Annotated in this window: 20 protein-coding genes and 2 pseudogenes; 16 read left to right on the top strand and 6 right to left on the bottom strand. The window is 63.4% G+C overall.

All coding sequences use genetic code 11. The annotated features are described in order from the left end of the window. The first annotated feature begins 379 nt into the window (after positions 1-379). The 7 genes from DAAJ005_RS11705 (at position 380) to DAAJ005_RS11675 (ending at position 8369) form a co-directional block, all read left to right on the top strand. Positions 380-1492: an MFS transporter gene (locus DAAJ005_RS11705; RefSeq protein ID WP_151847254.1), complete on the top strand. Its 1113-nt coding sequence runs from the start codon at positions 380-382 to the stop codon at positions 1490-1492. Next, positions 1492-3813 carry a molybdopterin oxidoreductase family protein gene (locus DAAJ005_RS11700; RefSeq protein WP_151847253.1) on the top strand — a complete coding sequence of 774 codons (2322 nt, stop codon included), beginning with the start codon at positions 1492-1494 and terminating at the stop codon, positions 3811-3813. The genes DAAJ005_RS11705 and DAAJ005_RS11700 overlap by 1 nt, the downstream gene beginning before the upstream one ends. Further along, entirely contained in the window at positions 3810-4472 is a 663-nt protein-coding gene (locus tag DAAJ005_RS11695) for a 4Fe-4S dicluster domain-containing protein (protein WP_151847252.1), read from the top strand. The genes DAAJ005_RS11700 and DAAJ005_RS11695 overlap by 4 nt, the downstream gene beginning before the upstream one ends. After that, complete coding sequence (locus tag DAAJ005_RS11690) at positions 4469-4993, top strand: ubiquinol-cytochrome c reductase iron-sulfur subunit (protein ID WP_151847251.1); 525 nt, start codon at positions 4469-4471, stop codon at positions 4991-4993. Before DAAJ005_RS11695 ends, DAAJ005_RS11690 begins: the two co-directional genes overlap by 4 nt. Beyond that, the gene (locus DAAJ005_RS11685; protein WP_151847250.1) at positions 4990-5220 is read left to right on the top strand and encodes a DUF6755 family protein; all 231 of its coding nucleotides are present in this window, start codon (positions 4990-4992) and stop codon (positions 5218-5220) included. The genes DAAJ005_RS11690 and DAAJ005_RS11685 overlap by 4 nt, the downstream gene beginning before the upstream one ends. A gap of 53 nt (positions 5221-5273) precedes the next feature. Then, positions 5274-6632: an MFS transporter gene (locus tag DAAJ005_RS11680; protein WP_151847249.1), complete on the top strand. Its 1359-nt coding sequence runs from the start codon at positions 5274-5276 to the stop codon at positions 6630-6632. A gap of 81 nt (positions 6633-6713) precedes the next feature. Next, a complete protein-coding gene (locus tag DAAJ005_RS11675) occupies positions 6714-8369 on the top strand; it encodes a GAF domain-containing protein (RefSeq protein ID WP_151847248.1) in 1656 nt (551 codons plus the stop codon). Here DAAJ005_RS11675 and DAAJ005_RS11670 read toward each other — a convergent pair. Then, a pseudogene (locus DAAJ005_RS11670) lies at positions 8321-9037 on the bottom strand (ABC transporter ATP-binding protein). The gene DAAJ005_RS11675 and the pseudogene DAAJ005_RS11670 overlap by 49 nt on opposite strands. On the opposite strand from DAAJ005_RS11670, the pseudogene DAAJ005_RS19190 reads away from it, so the two are divergent. Further along, positions 9038-9871: pseudogene (locus DAAJ005_RS19190) on the top strand (ROK family protein). Continuing rightward, positions 9868-10500 (top strand): SGNH/GDSL hydrolase family protein, encoded by a 633-nt coding sequence (locus DAAJ005_RS11655; protein WP_151847245.1) that lies wholly within the window; start codon positions 9868-9870, stop codon positions 10498-10500. The pseudogene DAAJ005_RS19190 and the gene DAAJ005_RS11655 overlap by 4 nt, the downstream one beginning before the upstream one ends. 277 nt (positions 10501-10777) lie before the next feature. On the opposite strand, the gene DAAJ005_RS18970 is transcribed toward DAAJ005_RS11655, so the two are convergent. Beyond that, positions 10778-11104 (bottom strand): hypothetical protein, encoded by a 327-nt coding sequence (locus tag DAAJ005_RS18970; protein WP_192930744.1) that lies wholly within the window; start codon positions 11102-11104, stop codon positions 10778-10780. Between the two features lie 279 nt (positions 11105-11383). On the opposite strand from DAAJ005_RS18970, the gene sdhC reads away from it, so the two are divergent. From sdhC to DAAJ005_RS11630, 4 genes are read left to right on the top strand one after another with little or no spacing between them, the layout of a single operon-like run. Then, complete coding sequence (gene sdhC, locus DAAJ005_RS11645; protein ID WP_151847244.1) at positions 11384-11740, top strand: succinate dehydrogenase, cytochrome b556 subunit; 357 nt, start codon at positions 11384-11386, stop codon at positions 11738-11740. A gap of 1 nt (position 11741) precedes the next feature. Beyond that, positions 11742-12119 (top strand): succinate dehydrogenase hydrophobic membrane anchor subunit, encoded by a 378-nt coding sequence (locus tag DAAJ005_RS11640; protein ID WP_151847243.1) that lies wholly within the window; start codon positions 11742-11744, stop codon positions 12117-12119. 38 nt (positions 12120-12157) lie between these two features. After that, positions 12158-13909 carry a succinate dehydrogenase flavoprotein subunit gene (gene sdhA, locus DAAJ005_RS11635; RefSeq protein ID WP_151847242.1) on the top strand — a complete coding sequence of 584 codons (1752 nt, stop codon included), beginning with the start codon at positions 12158-12160 and terminating at the stop codon, positions 13907-13909. 55 nt (positions 13910-13964) lie between these two features. Continuing rightward, the gene (locus tag DAAJ005_RS11630) at positions 13965-14735 is read left to right on the top strand and encodes a succinate dehydrogenase iron-sulfur subunit (RefSeq protein ID WP_151847241.1); all 771 of its coding nucleotides are present in this window, start codon (positions 13965-13967) and stop codon (positions 14733-14735) included. Positions 14736-14862: 127 nt separating this feature from the next. On the opposite strand, the gene DAAJ005_RS11625 is transcribed toward DAAJ005_RS11630, so the two are convergent. From DAAJ005_RS11625 to hemB, 4 genes are read right to left on the bottom strand one after another with little or no spacing between them, the layout of a single operon-like run. Next, entirely contained in the window at positions 14863-15120 is a 258-nt protein-coding gene (locus tag DAAJ005_RS11625; protein WP_226342404.1) for a hypothetical protein, read from the bottom strand. A 10-nt stretch (positions 15121-15130) separates the two neighbouring features. After that, positions 15131-15667 (bottom strand): hypothetical protein, encoded by a 537-nt coding sequence (locus DAAJ005_RS11620; protein WP_151847240.1) that lies wholly within the window; start codon positions 15665-15667, stop codon positions 15131-15133. Between the two features lie 41 nt (positions 15668-15708). Next, a complete protein-coding gene (locus tag DAAJ005_RS11615; RefSeq protein WP_226342403.1) occupies positions 15709-16287 on the bottom strand; it encodes a cyclin-dependent kinase inhibitor 3 family protein in 579 nt (192 codons plus the stop codon). Then, complete coding sequence (gene hemB, locus DAAJ005_RS11610) at positions 16284-17381, bottom strand: porphobilinogen synthase (protein ID WP_151847238.1); 1098 nt, start codon at positions 17379-17381, stop codon at positions 16284-16286. The genes DAAJ005_RS11615 and hemB overlap by 4 nt, the downstream gene beginning before the upstream one ends. A 77-nt stretch (positions 17382-17458) precedes the next feature. Here hemB and DAAJ005_RS11605 point away from each other — a divergent pair, with 77 nt between their 5' ends. From DAAJ005_RS11605 to DAAJ005_RS11595, 3 genes are read left to right on the top strand one after another with little or no spacing between them, the layout of a single operon-like run. Next, a complete protein-coding gene (locus DAAJ005_RS11605; protein WP_151847237.1) occupies positions 17459-18451 on the top strand; it encodes a heme-dependent oxidative N-demethylase subunit alpha family protein in 993 nt (330 codons plus the stop codon). Positions 18452-18461: 10 nt separating this feature from the next. Continuing rightward, a complete protein-coding gene (locus DAAJ005_RS11600; RefSeq protein ID WP_226342402.1) occupies positions 18462-18932 on the top strand; it encodes a ribonuclease domain-containing protein in 471 nt (156 codons plus the stop codon). Continuing rightward, positions 18932-19327, top strand: a complete 396-nt coding sequence (locus tag DAAJ005_RS11595) for a barstar family protein (protein ID WP_370519825.1) — start codon at positions 18932-18934, stop codon at positions 19325-19327. The genes DAAJ005_RS11600 and DAAJ005_RS11595 overlap by 1 nt, the downstream gene beginning before the upstream one ends. Positions 19328-19430: the final 103 nt, after the last annotated feature.

The raw sequence follows: 19430 nt of genomic DNA, 5'->3' as shown, positions 1-19430 counted from the left end.
CTGCATGTAGAGAGGAATCTTTCGTCTGGAACAGCAAATTCCCTGATACCTATTGAAGGGGGCTGATGGTGAACTGGGTTGAGGAGCGGAGCACTGGCATCCACTTTCCGTTCTGATGGGCCACAGTCACGGTCTTGTTAGCCACTTGTAAGTGCCCCGCCGCACACTCCGCGCATGGCAGACCTTTCCGCAGAGCGTGAACCGCAAAGCCGTCGGCCCCAGTACGTCATGACGCTGTGGCGCACGGCTGGGGGCATCTGGCAGGGCCGCCTCAAATCCCTGAATGACGGGGCAGAACAACTCGTGGAAGATCTGCGGGACTTGCCCAGCGTTCTTGCTGCCGTTCCTGACAGAACAGGGTCTGACCACAAGGAGAATCATGCTTAACCCTTCCCCGCCCGCGCTGCCGCCCCGGCGCGACACCGAACCCGTGCGGGTCCCGGTGATGGACGTGACCCTGGATCGCCGGGGACTGCTGTACGGCCTGACCTTCGCCACATTGTTGACTATCGCCGTGTATTTCGGCTCTCAGCGTTTCCACGGCTTTGACGGAGCGCTGGCCGGATACTGCTTCGCCACCATCTTCGCGCTGTTTGGGGTGGTCTACCGCTACGTGGTGTGGCTCCAGCGCCCGCCCACCCGCATGTACTGGAAACGCGGCTGGCAACTGTTCTGGCAGCCGGGCCAGCGCCTGCACAATATGGGCCTGTTCTTCAAGGCGGGCTGGGAAAAGATGATTGAGCAGCGCTTTATCCGCAGGCGCTCGCGCAAACGCTGGCTGGCGCACCAGTTGATCTTCTGGGGCTGCATCATCGCCATTCTGATCACCTTTCCGCTCACCTTTGGGTGGCTGCGCTTTGAGAGCGACTTTGCCAAACCCAGCGATTACATGATCGTGCTGATGGGCCAGCGGCTGGACTTCTTCACCTTCCCCGCCCGCAGTGCGCTGGGCTGGCTGATCATGCACGGGCTGAACGTGGCCGCCGTGCTGTGCCTGGGCGGCATTGCGCTGGTGCTGGGGCGGCGCATCAAGGACGAGGCCGAACTGGCCACGCAGCGCTTTGACAACGACATCTTGCCGCTGATCCTGCTGTTCGCAGTGTCCGTGACCGGCATGATGCTGACCGCTTCCAACCTGTTCCTGGACGGCAAGTTCTATTACTGGATCACCACCACCCACGCCGTCACCGTGTACCTGTGGCTGCTGTACCTGCCGTTCGGGAAGTTCTTCCACATTTTCCAGCGCATCGCCAACGTTGGCGTGTGGTTCTACAAAGCCGCCGGAGCCAATGGCCCGCAGGCCAAATGCGCCCGCTGCGACACCGAATACATGAGCCAGATGCAGCAAGATGACCTTAAAACCATCCTGCCCGATCTGGGCCTGGATTACACCCATTCGCAGGTGGGCAACTGGCAGAACCTGTGCCCCAGTTGCCGCCGCAAGCTGCTGACCCTGAACCAGTTCCGGGCCACGGGCAAGGAGTTCATGTAATGGTCAAGCCACCCCTTTCTCAGGAAGAGTTTCTGGACACCTACGGCCCCACGCTGCACTACGCGCCGCCCGGAGGTTTCAGCAGCGTGGAAGATTACGACGCGCTGGTGGACACCCATTGCTGCTTTTGCGGCCAGCAGTGCGGCATCAAGTTGAAGGTCAAAAACAATGCGATTGTAGGTTTTGAGCCGCGCTATGACTTTCCCTTCAACAAAGGCAAGCTGTGTCCCAAGGGCATCAAACGGTATCTACAAGGCTCGCACCCGGATAGGTTGCTCCACCCGATGCGCCGCACCGAGCACGGCTACCAGCAGATCACCTGGGACGAGGCGCTAAACGAAACCGTGTCCAAGATTCAGGAGATTCAGGCCAAGTACGGCAGGAACAGCTTTGCCATGCTGTCGGGCGTCTCGTTGACCAACGAGAAGAGCTATCTGGTGGGCAAGTTTGCCCGGCTGGCCCTGCAAACGGCCAATCTGGATTACAACGGACGGCTGTGCATGGTCTCGGCGGGTGCGGGCAACAAGAAGGCCTACGGCATTGACCGCGCCAGCAACCACTGGGAGGACATCACCGAGGCCAAGGTCATCTTCATCATCGGCACCAACATCGCCGAGTGTTTTCCGATCACCACCGATTACATCTGGCGGGCGCGGGACAAGGGCGCAAAGATCATCTACGCCGATCCGCGCATGGTGCCGATGGCCCGTACCGCAGACCTGTACCTCCCGCTGCGCTGCGGCAGCGACAGCGCCCTGCTGATGTCCATGCTGCACGTCATCATCCGAGACGGGCTGACCGATGAAGCGTTCATTGAGGCCCACACGACAGGTTTTGGTGATGTTCGCGCCGCTGTGGCCGACGCCACGCCCAAATGGGCCGCCGAGATCACCGGGGTTCCTGCCGCCAAGATTGAACAGGCCGCCCGCTGGTACGGCGAGGCCGAGACGGGCATGATCCTGCACGCACGCGGCCTGGAACATCAGGTCAAGGGCGTGGAGAACGTCATGTCCTGCGCCAACCTCGCGCTGGCGACGGGCAAGATCGGCAAGCCGGGCTGCGGCCACTCCACCATCACCGGACAGGGCAACGGCCAGGGCGGGCGCGAACACGGCCACAAGTGCGATCAGCTCCCCGGCAACCGCGACATCACCAACCCCGAACACCGCAAGTACATCTGCGAGGTGTGGGGCATCACCGACGAGGAACTGCCCGGCAAGGGCATCACCGCGCAGGAAATCCTCAACGAGATCCACGAGGGCAAGATCAAGGGTCTGCTGAGCATCTGCTTCAACCCGCTCGTCTCGCTGCCCGACGCCAATTTCAACCGCGAGGCGCTGAACAAGCTGGAGCATTACACGGTCATCGACTTCTTCCTCTCGGAGACCGCGCAACACGCCGATATCGTGCTGCCCGGCAGTTTGCAGGAAGAGGACGAGGGCACCACCACCAGCGGCGAGGGCCGCGTCATCAAGATCAACGCGCCGGTGACCCCACCCGGCGAGGCGAGGCGCGACTGGGAAATTCTGCTGGACATTGCGGGCCGCCTGGGCCGGGGCAAATACTTCCAGTTCAACAACACCCAGGAAATCTTCAACGAATTGCGGCTGGCCTCGCGCGGTGGCACTGCCGACTACAGCGGCATCACCTGGGAAAAGATCGTGGACACCCAGGGCATTTTCTGGCCCTGTCCGCAGACCACCGATGAGGGAAAAGTCACCATGCACAGCGATCACCTGGATGACCGTCACCCTGGCACGCCCCGGTTGTACGAGGGCGGCAAGTTCTATCACCCCGACGGCAAGGCGCATTTCAACGCGGTCAACTGGCGTGAGAGTGCCGAAGTCGTGGACGACGAGTACCCGATCTGGTTCACCACCGGCCGGGTGGTCAGTCAGTACCTCAGCGGCTCGCAGACCCGGCGCATCGGGCCACTGGTGGATCAGTTCCCGCATCCCAAGCTGGAACTGCACCCACGTATGGCGAGGGAACTCAACATCAAGACCGACGACTGGGTGACCATTCAGACGCGGCGAGGTGAGGTCATCATTCAGGCCAACGTGGTCAACACCATCCGGCCTGACACGGTGTTCATGGCCTACCACTGGGGCGGCAAGCAAAGTGCCAACCTGCTGACCCAGCGGGCGCTAGACCCCATCTCCAAGATTCCTGAATACAAGGTCTCGGCCTGCCGCGTCCGCCTCGCCACGCCGGAAGAACAGGCCGAGGGCGAGCGCACCCAATTCCTGAGTTCCCGCACTGAGAAGAACCTGCCCGCTGGCTACAACCTGGCGGAGCGTCGTAAGGAGCTGCGCCGATGAGCGATTTCCGTTTCTTCGTTGATCCCATCCGCTGCATCGGCTGCAAGGCGTGCATGCAGGCGTGTTCCGAGTGCGACACCCACAAGGGCAAGAGCATGATCCACCTGGAATACATCGAGCGCGGCGCGTCTACCCAGACGGCCCCGATGGTCTGTATGCACTGTGATCTGCCCACCTGCGCCGCCGTCTGCCCCGCCGACGCCATCAAGCGCACCGAGGACGGCGTGGTGCAGAGCAGTCAGGCCCCGCGCTGTATCGGCTGCTCCAACTGCGTCAACGCCTGCCCTTTCGGCGTGCCGCGCTACTACCCGGAAATTGACCAGATGCTCAAGTGCGACATGTGTTATGACCGCACCTCGGTGGGCAAGAAGCCCATGTGCGCCAGCGTTTGCCCGTCTGAGGCGCTGTTTTACGGCACGCTGGAGGAATTCCAGTCGCGGAGAGGCGGCAAACCCCAGAACTCCTTCCAGTTTGGCGCGCAGACGATTACTACCAAGGTTTTTCTGGTGCTGCCCGACGGTGAAATTGGCCTGGATATGGACGTGATCTCGCACATGGACGCCCGCTTCGAGCCGGACGCCTTTGACCACCTTGATCCCTTCGCGCACCTGGAGCCGCTGCCGATGGAGCAGGGCCAGACCCTGAGAGGCCGCCTGTGAGCCAGCCCAAATACTCCAAAACTGATCCGCGCAAAGAGCCGCACTGGAAGACCGACTTCAGCGTGGACTGGGACGCCACCGACTACGTCTCGCGCCGCGAATTCACCCGTTTCCTGGGTCTGAGCAGCGCGGGCATGGCCGCAGGCACGGTGCTGATTGCCGGGCTGGCAAGTGTCGGCGCACGGCCCGTCCCGGAAGTTCCGCCGCTGCGACTGGGCAAGGTGGAGGACTTCCCACCCGGTTCCTCCAGCGCCTTTGAATACCCGCAGAAGGGCCAGTACTCGCTGCTGGTGCGCCACGAGGACGGCACCTTCAGCTCCTACGGCCAGAAATGCCCGCACCTGGGCTGCGCTGTCTATTACGAACCGCGCGAGAAGGTGCTGGAATGTCCCTGCCACGAGGGCTATTTCAATGCGCGAACGGGTGACGTGATCTCCGGGCCGCCGCAGCGGGGGCTGAGCCTGGTCAAGCTGGAGATCCGTGACGGCGAGATCTGGGCCGTGGGAGGAGGAGGGCATTGACCGGCTCCTCGCGCCCCCGCTACGCCCAGCGCAGTCTGATCGTCGGCGTGCTGCTGGCCTTCGTCCTGATTTTCTGGAGCATTCAACTGTTCATTCTGATGCTGGCGCTGGACGCCTTTCTGGGCAAGGAATACGCCCTGCTGTGGCCCGCCGCGATCAGCAGCGCGCTGATGGCTGCCCTGACGCTGTGGCTGGTGCGGCTGATTCCGCGTGAGCCACGCGAATAGGGGCCTCACCCAGCTCCCAATCCTGCCTATCCCAACCCTCTCAAGGAGCCTGTGTGACCACCTCCGAATCCTCCAAATCCAAACACCAGTCCTCTGCTGACCTCCCCGAATGGACACCCAACGATCCCATTTTCTGGGAGCGGGAGGGCAAGGCCCGCGCCTGGCGCACGCTGTGGGTCACCACCTTTGGGCTGACGCTGGCCTTTGCCGTGTGGTTCATGGTGTCGGCCATCGTCGTGCGCCTGAACGACATCGGCTTCAATCTCAGCAAGGATCAACTGTTCTGGCTGACCGCCATGCCGGGCCTGTCGGCGGGACTGACCCGGTTGCGCCACATGTTTCTGGTATCGGTGTATGGCTCGCGTACCACGCTGACCCTTTCCACGCTGGGCCTGCTGATTCCAGCGGTAGGCTGGGGGCTGGCGGTGCAAAACCCCCTGACGCCCTTCTGGGTGCTGCTGTCGCTGGCCTTTCTGGCCGGTATGGGTGGGGGCAATTTCAGCTCGTTCATGCCCAGCACCAGCCTATTTTTCCCCAAGAAGATGCAGGGAACCGCGCTGGGCATTCAGGCAGGCATCGGCAATTTCGGCGTGTCGCTGGTGCAATTTCTGACGCCCTGGGTGGTGGGCGTCAACCTGTTCTGGTTCCTGGGCAGCAAATCTGAGGAGTGGGTCTTTGCCGGGAAAACCAGCACCATCTGGCTTCAGAACGCCTCGTGGGTCTACATTCCCTGGCTGATTGCTGCCGCTGTTCTGAGCTGGCTCCTGATTCGCAATGTGCCGATCAAGGCCAACATGAAAGAGCAACTCGCCATCTTTGGCGACAAGCACACCTGGATCATGACCAGCATTTACATGATGACCTTCGGGGCGTTTAGCGGACTGGCCGCCGCCTTTCCTCTGCTGATCAAGACGCTGTACGGTGGCTTTGAGAACGCGCCCCTGCCTCTGAAGTTCGCCTTTCTGGGGCCGTTGATCGGCTCGGCGGTGCGCGTCCTGTTCGGCTTGATTGCCGACAAGACGGGCGGCGCGATCCTGACGAGCATTAGCGCCATTGGCATGGGCATCTCCGCCATTGCCGTGACCTTCTTCGTCACGCCCACCGATCTGACCACCTTCCCGCTGTTCGTGGGCACCATGCTCGCCATCTTCTTCTTCAGCGGCATCGGCAACGCCTCCACCTTCCGGCAGATGCCCGTTATCTTCAACCCCCCTTACAGCGCGGGGGTGATCGGGTGGACAGCGGCCATCGCCGCCTTCGGGCCGTTCATCGTCAGCATGCTCATCAGCTTTAATCTGGCAACCAGCGGCAACGTCAAGGGCTTTTTCTACGGTCTGGCTGTGTTCTGTCTGCTGAATCTGGCCCTCAACTGGTGGTTCTACGGACGCCGAGGTGCGGAAAAACCAAGCTGACACACTGCTTTTCCATTCATCCTGCATCTACAAGTGCTTAGAAGAGACAAGTTCAGATGTGTAAGCTGGCATACTGCATCAATGCCGGGCCAACTTCTGAACACCATGAGCTGGACTGCCGGTACGCTCAGCAGCGATCCACGGCAGTTTTTCCATGTGGTGCGGGTCTTGCTGGCCGATCTGTGCCGGGCGACAGGAATGGGTGTAGCCGAGCTGTTTCTGGCCGATCCACAGCAGACCACGCTGTTCCTGAGTGGTTACTCGGGTGGGGATCAGGCGGCATTCTTTGAGCGCACGGTCTTTCGTTTCAGCGAGGGCTTTCCGGGCCGCGCCGCGCAGGAGCGCGAGGTGCTGGAATGCACCGATCTGGAGAACGACGCCCGTTTTCTGCGCGGACGGGTCAAGGCGCTGGGCTATCACGCATTTATCAGCGTGCCGCTGGTGTTGCCCCATGCGGTCATCGGTGTATTGAATCTGGCCGCCCACAGCGCCGAACAGGTGGAGGGAGCGCGGCAACGGCTGGAGCAGATTGCGCCGCTCCTGGCCGCCAGCCTGTACGCGGTGCTGACCTCGTTGGGCGAGCGGGCATTAGAGAGGGTGCAGGCGGGCCATACACCCCAGGAGCGGGCACTGGGACTGCTGGAGGAGAATTTGCAGGCCACCTCCGCATTGCGGGCCGCGCTGCACCCGAGGCAGGGCGCGACAGTCGAAACCCATCCCGGCCACATTCATCCCTGCCCCGGACCCGAGCGCTGCCCGGCGCTGCACGGTCTGGTGCAGATTTCGGGGCACCCCGAATTGAACTGCGCCATGCAGCCCCGTGATGTGCGAACCGTCTGTCTGCCTGTCTGGCAGGGCCGCGAAGTGATCGGCGTGGAAACCGTCCAGTTCCCGAAGCACCTGTCGCCTGGCGTGTTGACCGAGGCCGCCGCGCCGCTGTTGTGGATGGCCCGGCTGGCCGCGAACGCGCTGGATCTGAAGCGGGAATTGCCTGAGCCGCCCCCAGTCCCGTGGCTGGACATCGAGACGCTGGGGGCTTTCCGCGTGCGCCGTCAGGGTCAGATTCTCGCGCCCCGTGATTTCAAGCGGCGGCAGGCGCACGAGCTGCTGAAACTGCTGATCACCCGCTGGGGCCGTCCGGTGACCACTGAGGAACTGTGCGAGGCGCTGTGGCCCGGCGAGGGCTGTGGGCAGCGGGTGCTGGCCCGATTGCACGTCACTCTTAACGCGCTGCGGCAGGTCCTGGAGCCGCCAGAGGGCGAGGGAGAACAGGTGCTGGTACGGGACGGCGGGGCCTACCGTTTCGCGCCGGATCTCCCTGTTCACCTGGATGTCCAGGCATTTGAACTGCTGGTGCGGCAGGGTGACGCCCAGCATGGTGAGGAGGCCGTCGCCACCTACGCCCAGGCGCTGGAACTCTACCGGGGCGACTTTCTGGAAGACGATCCCTTTACCGACTGGTACGCACTGGAACGCGACTATCTGCGCGAACTGGCGCTACGGGCGCTGTTCCGTACGGCGGAGTTCCAGACTGTCGCCGGGCAATGGCAGAGCGCTCAGACGGCCTACGCCCGAATCTTGACCATTGATTCCAACCGTTTTGAAGCCCATGAGGCATTGATAGATCTTTTGACCCAGCGCAACAGGCTGGAGGACGCTCAGGTGTGTTGGGAACGCTACGCACGGGCCTACGGTGCTGTTCCACCCAACTGTCCGCGCCCCCCTCCTCTAGCCTGACGCCGAAGCGCGTACAGACCGCCCCGTTCCAGCAGTTCGGCGTGCGTGCCGACCTCGGCGATGCGGCCCCGCTCCATGACCACGATGCGGTCTGCGCGGGCCACGGTGCTGAGGCGGTGGGCCACCACGAAGCAGGTGCGCCCGAGCAGCAACCGGGACAGGGCGTTCTGGATCAGGTGTTCAGAGACGCTGTCCAGAGCGCTGGTGGCCTCGTCCAGAATCAGCACGCGCGAATCACGTACTAGGGCGCGGGCGATGGCGATGCGCTGCTTTTGCCCGCTCGACAGTCTGGCCCCGTGTTCGCCCAAGCGGGTGTCCAGACCTTCTGGTAGATCGGCCAGAAACGCCTGAATGTGGGCGTCGGCCAATACCTGCTCCAGCCTTCCGTCGGGCAGCCCCTCGGTGCCGTACAGGATGTTGTCGCGCACACTGCCGTCAAACAGCAGGGTTTCCTGCGGCACCACGGACAGGTGCTAGCAGTAGGTCCGCAGGTCCAGCCCCGCCATGTCCTGACTGTCCAGCAGAATCTGCCCGCTGCCGGGGCGCAGAAAGCCGATCAGCAGGTTGATCACGGTACTCTTGCCCGGTCCCGAGGGACCGACGAGAGCAATGGTTTCGCCGGGCCGGACCTCCAGATTCAGGTTGTCTACGCCGTCGCCGTAGCGCACATGCGCACGGTCCTCCCCGGCGAAGTTCACCGCACCGTAGACCCAAACGCCAGCGCGGACGCTCTGCTGAACGCCTGGGCCGCCGCCGCACTGGAGGCGCTGGGCGGGGACGGGATGACTGCCCGCATTGGCATTGCCGTGCCCAGTCCCTTTGATCACGCGGCGGGCGTGTCATGGATGACCCATAAATTCGCCGCCCTGCACGGCGTCAATGTGCGCGGCGGCTTGCAGGACTGCTGGACGGGAACGGTACTGGACGGGGTGCCGCTCGCCTTCGGCAACGACGCGGACCTGTTCACGTTGGGCGAGTGGTGGGGCGGCGCGGCGCGGAGAACCGGGCGGGTCATCGGTGTCACGCTGGGAACGGGCCTCGGCTCCGGCTTCGTGGCGGGTGGGCAGGTGCTCACGTCTGGCCCAGATGTACCCCCGGACGGCGAGCTGTGGAACGTCCCGTATGGGGGTGGAATTGCTGAAGATTTCGCCTCTGGTTAGGCCATGAGGCGGGCCTACCAATCCTCTCGTCATGAGGAATACAGTGCCAGTGCCGCCGGAATTGCTGCCCTGCCCGACGCTGGAGACGCGCGGGCGCTGGCAGTCTACGCGGCACTCGGCACGCATCTGGGCGGTATCCTGGCCCCCTGGGTGGCCCAATTTCGGCCCGACGCCGTGGTATTCGGCGGCAACGTGGCGCGGGCCTGGAAAAATTTTCAGTCCACTCTGGAGGCCGCCCGGCAGGGCGTCTCCTGCCAGTTGACGACGCATTTTGAAGCCTCGGCGCTGCTGGGCGCGGCGGCGCTGGGCAATGGAAAGCTGCATAGTGAGGAACGGACATGAACACGGAACTGAAAGCGGGCCAGAAAATCGTCTTTATCGGAGACAGCATCACTGACGCGGGGCGCACGGGTGGCGGGGGCGAGTACGGCGACGGCTACGCATCGCGGGTGCGTGAACTGCTGCTGGCCCGCCACCCCGAGCGGCATCTGATCGTGGTCAACCGGGGCGTCAGCGGCGATACGGTGCGGCATCTGGCGCAGCGCTGGGAGCGGGACGTGCTGGCCGAGCGCCCCGACTGGCTCAGCGTTAAGATTGGCGTGAACGACGTGTGGCGCAGCTTCAGCGGTCAACCCGACGAGGCCGTGCCAGCCGACGAGTACGCCGCCACCCTGCGCGAGTTGCTGGGCCGCGCCGCCGACTCGGGCAGCAAAATGGTGTTGATCGCGCCCTTTCTGGTGGAGTCAGACCGCGCCGATCCCATGCGCGTGACGGTGGAACAGTACGCGGCCATCGTGTCGCAACTGGCGGGCGAGTTCGGTGCGCCGCTGGTGAATTTACAATCCGCCTTTGACGCGGCCTGCGAGGTCACGCCGCCGCAGATGTGGGCGCATGACCGGGTGCATCCGACGCCCGTGGGCCACACCCTGATCGCACTGGAATGGCTGCGGAACATGGGAATCTCGCTGTAATTAGCGGCTTGGATTGTTTTCTGACCTGGACTCTATTGGAGGGTGTCGGAAACATCTGGAAATCCGAGCAAAGTGAGCAGGAGAAAAACCGGTTCCGGGCGTGGAGTGCAGAAATCGAAACAGCGCCGATTTCTACCACGTCACAGACGGAACCCGTTTTTCACGGACCACTGCCTATCAAGCTGCGATCAAATGCTCAAACGGTAGAAATGCCATTCAGAAGACTGTCGAAATCGAGTTGTCCGGGACTGAACTGCATGTTTTCCTCAACCTTTGCTCAGTCCAGTTCCATATCGATCATCAACGGGTTTTCCTTCCCGTCCTTACCGCCTGCCCGCACGTCAGGAATACCGATGGGGGTGCTGCGGTCCATTTCCTTTGACGGCTGGCCGGGCCTGACCCAGTGGGTGCCGGGGCCAGCCGGACCGGCGTTGCGCGCCGGGGCCACCGGATAGGCGGCCAGCCGGGCGGCGCGCAGGATCGAGTCCAGTTCCGGTGAACTCAGCAGCCCCTTGGTTTCCAGGGTACTCAGCAGGCCCAGCACCAGCTTGCGCGTAAATTCGGCCTCCTGTTCGGGGGTCTTGAAGGGATTGGCATCGCTCATGGGGTCCAGAGTAGCGCGTGTGCGCCGCCACCGGGAAAACGGCCTTTGCTGGGGGCCTGCTCCCCGCGCGGTGACAGGGACGCCCGCCGCGACAGGGCTGGGCCGGGACGTGAATTGCGGGACCGGGTGTTATCCTGCGGGAGCTGAAAATCATCCGAAGTAAACGGTCAGTTTAGTTACCCACACGGCAAAATGTCCGCCTTAACATATGAGACGAGCAGAAGTCCGGGCTGTGGGTTGCAGGTTTTAAAGGCCCACGGGCAACCTGGGGAGGAACGAATGTACAAGGGAAGAGAGGGGCAATGGGCGTTTTTGCTTCACCGCCTGTCGGGGATCGCAATCCTGGCTTACCTGCTGATTCATGTCTTCAGCATCGGCTCGTTCATGTTCGGTGAGCGGTTTTACATGGCGATTCACGAGACCTACGACTGGCCGGGATTTCGCGTTGGACTGGTCTTTATCACGGCGGGTGTGGTGTATCACGCCTTCAATGGTCTGCGAATTATTGTGATGGACTTTACCGGGGCGGGCGTGGCCTACCAGCGCCAGATGTGGTACGGCGTGATGGTCATTACCCTGATCAGCGGGCTGTACGCGGCCTGGACCCTGCTGCCGCGCCTGATCGGAGGCTACTGAGATGATCCGCGCAAGAACGTTTATGGACGCCAAAACGCAGTCCCACAGCAACGCCGAGCTGAACTGGTGGATCTTCATGCGTATCAGCGGCCTGATCCTGGTGTTCCTGGTGCTGGGCCACATCTACATGACCTTTATTCAGGTGTCCGAGTCCGATGCCACCTTCACGGCGGTGGTGGGCAAACTGGCCAACCCGGCCTGGAAGTTCTATGACTGGCTGATCCTGGCGCTGGCGCTGATGCACGGTACCAACGGCGCACGCTATTCCATCGAGGACTATGTTCGCACCCGCCCCAACCGGGCCTGGGTTAAGGGCGTTTTCTACACCGTGGTGGGGCTGATCTTCGCCTTTGGCACCATCGGGCTGTTCTCCATCTGATTTTTCTCCTCCAGGCACCAAAAGGACGGAACTGACTTATGCAACATCGTTATGACGTACTGGTAATCGGCGCAGGTGGCGCGGGGCTGATGGCCGCCCTGTACGCGGCCAAGGGCAATGTCTCGGTGGCGTGTATTTCCAAGCTGTATCCCACCCGCTCGCACACCGGAGCGGCGCAGGGCGGCATTGGCGCAGCGCTGGGCAACATTGCGGAAGACCACTGGGAATGGCACATGTTCGACACGGTCAAGGGCGGCGATTATCTGGCCGATCAGGACGCCGCCGAGGTGTTTTCCAAGGACATCATCGACGCCGTGTACGAGCTGGAACACATGGGCCTGCCCTTCTCGCGCACGCCGGACGGCAAGATCGCCCAGCGCAAGTTCGGCGGCCACACCCGCGAGTTCGGCAAGGCCGCAGTGGAGCGCAGTTGCTACGCCAAGGACCGTACTGGCCACATGATCCTCCAGACGCTGTACCAGCAGAATGTCAAGGAAGGGACCAAGTTCTTCAACGAGTTCCACGTCACCGATCTACTGATCGAGGACGGGCGCTGCCGGGGTGTGGTGGCCTACGAACTGGCGACGGGCGAGACCCATACCTTTCATGCCAAGGCCGTGATTCTGGCGGCGGGCGGCTATGGGCGCATCTTCAAGATCACGTCCAACGCGCTGACGCTGACCGGCGACCTGATGAGCATCTACTACCGCAAGGGCCTGCCGCTGGAGGACATGGAGTTCTACCAGTTCCACCCCACCGGTCTGGCCAAGCTGGGAATCCTGGTCACCGAGGGCATTCGCGGTGAGGGCGGCATCCTTCGAAATGTAGACGGCGAGCGCTTCATGGAACGCTACGCGCCCACCATCAAAGACCTCGCGCCGCGCGACATCGTTTCGCGCAGCATCATCAGCGAGATCCGTGAGGGTCGGGGCGTGGGCCGCGACGGCGATGCCGTCAACATCGACCTGACCCACCTGCCGCGCGAGGTCATCGAGGGCAAGCTGGCCGAGATCACCGATCTGGCGCGCACCTATCTGGGCATGGACCCGGTGAAAGATCTCGTGCCAGTGCAGCCCACGGCGCACTACGCGATGGGCGGTATTCCCACCGATCTGAACGGTCTGTGCCTGTCCGACGGCAACGGTGGCAGCATCGAGGGTCTGTATGCGGCGGGCGAGCAGGCGTGCGTGTCGCTGCACGGCGCAAACCGTCTGGGTACCAACAGTCTGGGCGATCTGGTAGTCTTTGGCCGCCGCGCTGGAATCTACGCCGCGCAGTACGCCCGTCAGGTGGAATTCCCTGATCTGCCCGATGATCCCCAGAGTGGCACCAGGGACCTGTTCGACGGCCTGAAGAACGGCAGCGGTAAGGAAAATCCGGCACTGATCCGTAAGGAAATGCAGGAGTCGATGATGAACAACGTCGGCATCTTCCGCAACGGCCCGGACATGGAAGCTCAGGTGGACATCATCAAGGGCCTCAAGGCGCGTTATCAGGACGTGAACGTGGCCGATCCCAGCCTGCGCTACAACTCCGAGCTGATTGAGGTCATGGAACTGGGCTTCATGCTCGACTGCGCCGAGGCCATGACCGCCAGCGCCCTGAACCGCACCGAGTCGCGTGGGGCGCATGACCGCGCCGATTACCACAGCCGCGACGACGTGAACTGGCTCAAGCACACCATGGCCTACAAGGACTTGGACAAGCCCGGCAACGTGCAGATCGGCTATAAAGACGTGGCGCTGAAAGGTTTCACCCGCGCCTTCGAGCCGAAAGCCCGCGTCTACTGATTGAGAACGGAGGGGGCGGGCTGTCTGCATGGCAAGCTCCCTCAAAGGAACGTAAATGACCCAGATGCAACACGAGACCAGCACTGCGCCCGCCGCTGCCAAGCAGGCGTTGCCGATGCTGCATATCAAAGTCAAGATCCTGCGCTTCGATCCCGAGAAGGACCGCAAAGCGCACTGGGAAACCTACGAGGCCCAGGCCCAGGCCGGCGACCGCGTGCTGGACGTCATCAACGAGGTCAAGTGGTATCAAGACCAGAGCCTGACCTTCCGGCGCTCGTGCATGCACGGCATCTGCGGTTCCGACGCCATGCTGATCAACGGGCGCAACCGACTGGCCTGCAAGACGCTGGTGCGCGACGTGGCCAAGGACGGCGGCACCATCACCATCGAGCCGATCCGTGGCCTGAAGGTGGAAAAGGATCTGCTGGTGGATATGGAGCCGTTCTTCGACTCCTACAAGGCGATCATGCCTTACTTCATCAACGAGTCTCCGGCCCCCGCCGCCGAGCGCATCCAGTCCGAGGAAGAGGCCGAGCGTATGGCCCAGTCCAGCAACTGCATCCTGTGCGCGTGCTGCACCACCAGTTGCCCGATCTTCTGGGTCAACGGTTCGTACCTCGGACCTGCCGCGATTGTCCAGGCGCACCGTTTCATTTTCGACACCCGTGATGAAGCCACGCAGCAACGCCTGAACATCATGAACCAGAATACGGGCGTCTGGCGCTGCCGCACCGCCTACAACTGCACGGAAGCCTGCCCGCGCGACATCCCGATCACGCAACTGATCGAGGAAGTCAAGCGCGCGGTGATGTACCAGCAGGCGTAAGCAAAAAGTTCAGAGCGGGGCGCGGAGGCTACGGCTTTCCGCGCCCTCCTTCTTGCAGTTCGGGCCAGCGAATCCTTTTGCCCTGCCCGCGTGCATATTCGATTTCTGTCTGAGCGGTTTCGCCCACTTAGCCGCCGACATTGATCACCAGAATCTCGTCGGCCAGATCAATCTTGCGGCGGTGGAGTTCGGCGAGGCTTTCCAGCGCGGTCTGTTTCTCTGCCGCCGTCAGCCCTGCAAAAATGTCGGAGTCGTGGCGGAGGTGGCTGCCCACGCTCAGCACGATGCGGCCTGCCAGCGTTTCTGCCAGGGAGGCTGCATCGAACCCGTCCAGAAAGCGCACGCTGCCGCACAGGCAGACGATCACCGGACGGTCCTGATTCAAAGTTTGCGGCTCAGAATTGCAGGGCGTATTTCACGCCGTCGTTGCCGCTGCATTCGCCGATGCCGTGTTCGGACTCGTCCACGGTAATGGTGCAGGTCAGGGTCAGGACTGGGGCGCTGGCGGTGCGGGCGATCAGGTTGCCGCTGCGGGTCACGGCGGCGCGCGGACGAGGGGTGTCCACGCGGGTGCCGATGCCCACCGCGCCGTTGCTGCCGATGGCTGCGGTGCCGCCCAGCGACAGGCTGACACCCAGGCCAGCGGGCAAGGGACTGACTGGCCCGCCGTTCACGATGGCGGTGCGCCCGCTGTAGGTCTGGCCCCCGATACGGATGGTGGCGTTGTCGGCGGCGAAAGGATCGCCCAGACGCGGTTGCAGCGTGCCGCGCACAAAGCTGACGGTTCCCTCCTGCCCGGTGACGCTGTTGACGATGCGGCCCACCTGCGGGCCGGTGACGGTGGGGGCGCAGGAGGCCAGCACGCCCGCGAAGGCGGCGCTCAGCAGAAAGGGGGAGAGTCTCAGTGTAAACGCCGGGCCTGACGGGGCCATGAGCCTGAATGTCAGGGGCGCTCACCTTCTGGCGGGAGCTTTCAGGAGCGGTGCTGGACGGGCAGGGCGTCTGCGAAGTCGTGGACGAATTGCATCTGCTCGCTCGTTTCGATGGCCTTGCGGTCACGGGTTTCTCTGACCAGTTCGATGGCCCGGTCCGCTGTCATGCCGCCCTGCACCAGCAGGCAGGCGGCGGCCAGTCCCGCGCGGCCCAGTCCGCCCCGGCAGTGGACCACCACGCCGCGCCCATCCAGCAGATCGGTCATCAGTTCGTCAATGAAGGCGGCAAAATCGGTGCGCTTGCCAGGGGCGTGTTGATCGGGGATGGCGTAGGCCTTGACTTCCAGATTGTTCAGATCGGCGGCGGCGTGGTAGCCGTCCATGCCCAGCATGTCGAACTCGAAGTCCTCAATCAGCGGGGCCAGGACGTTTACGCCGTCTGCCGCCAGGGTTTGCATGTCGCCGTACACGTCGCGGTCATGCGTCACGCCCTTCTGAACCACGCTGCGGCCCTTCTTGCCGGGGGCAAAGGTCAGGCCCAGCCGTCCGGGCCACAGGCCGGTGGGAATCCAGTCCACGCGAATAGGGTTTTCATGCTTCGGGCTGGAGGAAGAGATCACGCGCCATTCTCCGGCACGGTGTCTTGCGTGGACGTCACTGTCTCCTGGGTTGTCTCCAAAGTTGGCTCCGTAATTGGCCGCAGGGCGTCTTCCTGCAACACGTCCTCGCGCAGCCAGCGGGCAGCGTCCAGCGCATGGTACGTGATGATCGAGTCGGCCCCGGCGCGGCGCATGGCGGTCAGGTTTTCCAGTACGGTGCGGCGCTCGTCCATGAAGCCCAGTTGCGCCGCCGCCTTGACCAGCGAATATTCGCCGCTGACGTTGTAGACCACCAGTGGAAGGTCAAAATTGTCGCGCAGCAGGCGAACCACATCCAGGTAGGCCAGCGCGGGCTTGACCATCAGCGTGTCCGCGCCCTGCTCGGCATCCAACCGGGCCTCACGCAGCGCCTCACGGTGGCCGCCCGCCGGGTCCATCTGGTAGGTGGCGCGGTTGCCCACGCTGGGGGTGCTGCCTGCCGCGTCGCGGAAGGGGCCGTAATACGCGCTGGCGTACTTGACCGCGTAGCTCATGATCGGAATATCGCTGAAGCCTGCCGCGTCCAGCGCCGCGCGGATGGCCCCCACCTGCCCGTCCATCATGGCGCTGGGGGCCACCACATCGGCCCCTGCGCGGGCCTGCGAAACAGCGGTTAGGGCCAGCAGTTCCAGGCTGCGGTCATTGTCCACCGTCCATGCTTCCGCGCCGCTCTGGCCGGGCACCTCGCACAGCGGGCCGCAGTGGCCGTGATCGGTGTACTCGCACAGGCAGGTGTCGGCCATGACCGTCAGTTCCGGCACTGCCGCCTTGATCGCGCGCGTGGCCCGCTGGATGATGCCATCCTCGGCATACGCGCCGCTGCCGTGTGCGTCCTTGTGGTCAGGAATGCCAAACAGGATCACGCTGGGAACGCCCAGCCGCAGGGCCTCACGCGCCTGCGCCACCGCGCCGTTAATGCTGTGGCGACTGATGCCGGGCATGGATGCGATGGGAGACTCGTCCGGCAGTTCATGGACGAAGATCGGGTAGATAAAGTGCGCCGGGCTGAGATGGACTTCGCGGGTCAGGGCGCGCAGGGCGGGGGTGCGGCGCAGTCGCCGGGGACGTTCAGGCATGGCTTCAGGCTAACGCGGACGCGTTTCCAGAATTGGAAGGTGAGAGGGGGCGGCCCTCCATCTGCCACAATTTCCCCATGCCCGCGCCCACTATTTATCGCCCCTTCCTGAACGGCATGTATACCGTTTCGGCAGGGCTGTTCCGGTTGGGGGCGGCTTCGACAGGTCAGGTGATCCCCTGGCGCGAGGACGGCGCGGCGGAAATGCACACCTTCTCGCTGGATGACGATTACGAACGGTTCGTGGTCAGCAAGTGGGCGGCCCACCGCCGGGCCTTGCACGAATACGCGGGCGAGGCGAACCTGTCTCCCGAACTGCGTGGGGCAGCCCTTAAATTCACCGCACGCACCCTGGCTGCCGAGAGTGGCGGGGCGATGACCTGGGACGGTCAGACGTTTTACAATTCCCTGCTGGGCTGGGAGGCGCGGCTGGATTTGTGCTGGGGGAGAGTGGCGGACCTGCGCCGTTTCGACGCACCGCTGGCTGGGTTGCGTGGTGACCTCGAACCGCTGGGCGCACTGGATTTCCTGTGCCTGAATGCACAGGAAGACCTCGCCATCATCGCGCGTGACGGGCAGACTGGGCGCGACTGGCTGGCAGCCACGCATGTGCTGTCACCGGAGCGCTGGGACCCCCGCGACAAGCTGGGGCGGGACTTCGTGGCGGTGCATTCCCCGGTGGCGGGCAGTGGCCCCATGAACGCCACCGCGCCTCGGCTGATGGACGCGGTGATCGGGCGCGGCCCCTTCGTGCGCTTCGCCTGGGGTGTCGCGCCGGATGATCGGCTGGACCATCATCCCAGTACCGTGGAGGCGGAGGCCCCATTTGACCCCAATACAGCTTTCCTGCGCGTGGAGCGGCAGACGCTGATCGGCTTTCCGGCGGCGCACGGGGCGCTGTTCACCATCCGGCCCTACCTTTATCCGCTGCACCTCGCCGCTCAAACCCCAGCCCAGGCCAGTGCGCTGGCTGCGGCGCTACGGACCATGACGCTAGAGCAGCAGACTTACAAGGGTTTGCTTGGGGTCATGCCTGACCTCCTCATCTGGCTGGACGCGCGGGCGCTCTAGAGTGAGGGACGTGAACTTCCGCGCCCTTTTCCTGACCCCCCTGCTGGCTGTGTTCCTCGCCGCGTGCGATCTGCCTGCCAAGGGTCAGGAGACGGCGCAGAGTCAACCTCCGGCCCAGACTCAGGTTCAGCAAACCCAGACCCCACAGCCCCAGCAGAATCAGACCGCCAGCCGTGACCCGCAGAGCGGCCTGAACTGGGTCAATGCCAGTGAATTGCCGCGTGAGGGCACGCAGCTTTTGCGGACCATTTCCCAGGGCGGGAAATTCCGCTACAGCAAGGACGGCGTAACCTTTGGCAACCGCGAGCGCATCCTGCCCCGGCAGAACAGCGGCTACTACCGCGAATACACCGTGCCCACCCCCGGCGAGGGGGACCGGGGCGCGCGGCGCATCGTGTGCGGCGGCCAGCCCGTGACCAGCACCGCCGAGTGCTATTACACCGCCGATCACTACGCCAGCTTCAGGAGGATTCGCCCGTGATGCAAGTGTTCGATCAGGCCCCGGAAGGCATTCAGAAGGCCCCGCACGATCCGCGCATCCTGGCCGCTGGCTATCAGGTGTCTCTGCGGGAAATCAGTTTTCTGGACGTGCATGACAAGGAATCCCTCATGCTGGCGGTGCTGCGCGGTCTGGCCCTGACCGACAGTTTCGGGCGCAACTGGGACGCCCTGTACGACGTGCTGACCGATGCTGAAGTGCGGCCCCCCCGCCTGGGCCTGCTGCTGTGCGACTTCGAGCATTTCCGCCGTCGCCACCCCCGCCTGAGCGGCGAGCTGGAGCGCGTGATGCTCGACGCCCAGCGCGACGCCGCCGGGCATGGCCGCCAGTTGTGGCTGCTCGCAGAGGAACTGGAAAGCGATCCGAAAAGCTGGTAGAGCCTTTTTGGCTTGAGGTTTGCTGCTCTGAACCAAGTCGGCACTGCCCCAACTTACCCGCTCTAGGGAAGAGGAGAGGACGCCCGGCTCCCGCCATCCCGCA

It is taken from the genome of Deinococcus sp. AJ005 (assembly GCF_009017495.1).
Classification (GTDB): Bacteria; Deinococcota; Deinococci; order Deinococcales; family Deinococcaceae; genus Deinococcus.
Note: the sequence above shows the minus strand (reverse complement) of the source record. Positions and strands in the feature narration are given on the sequence as shown.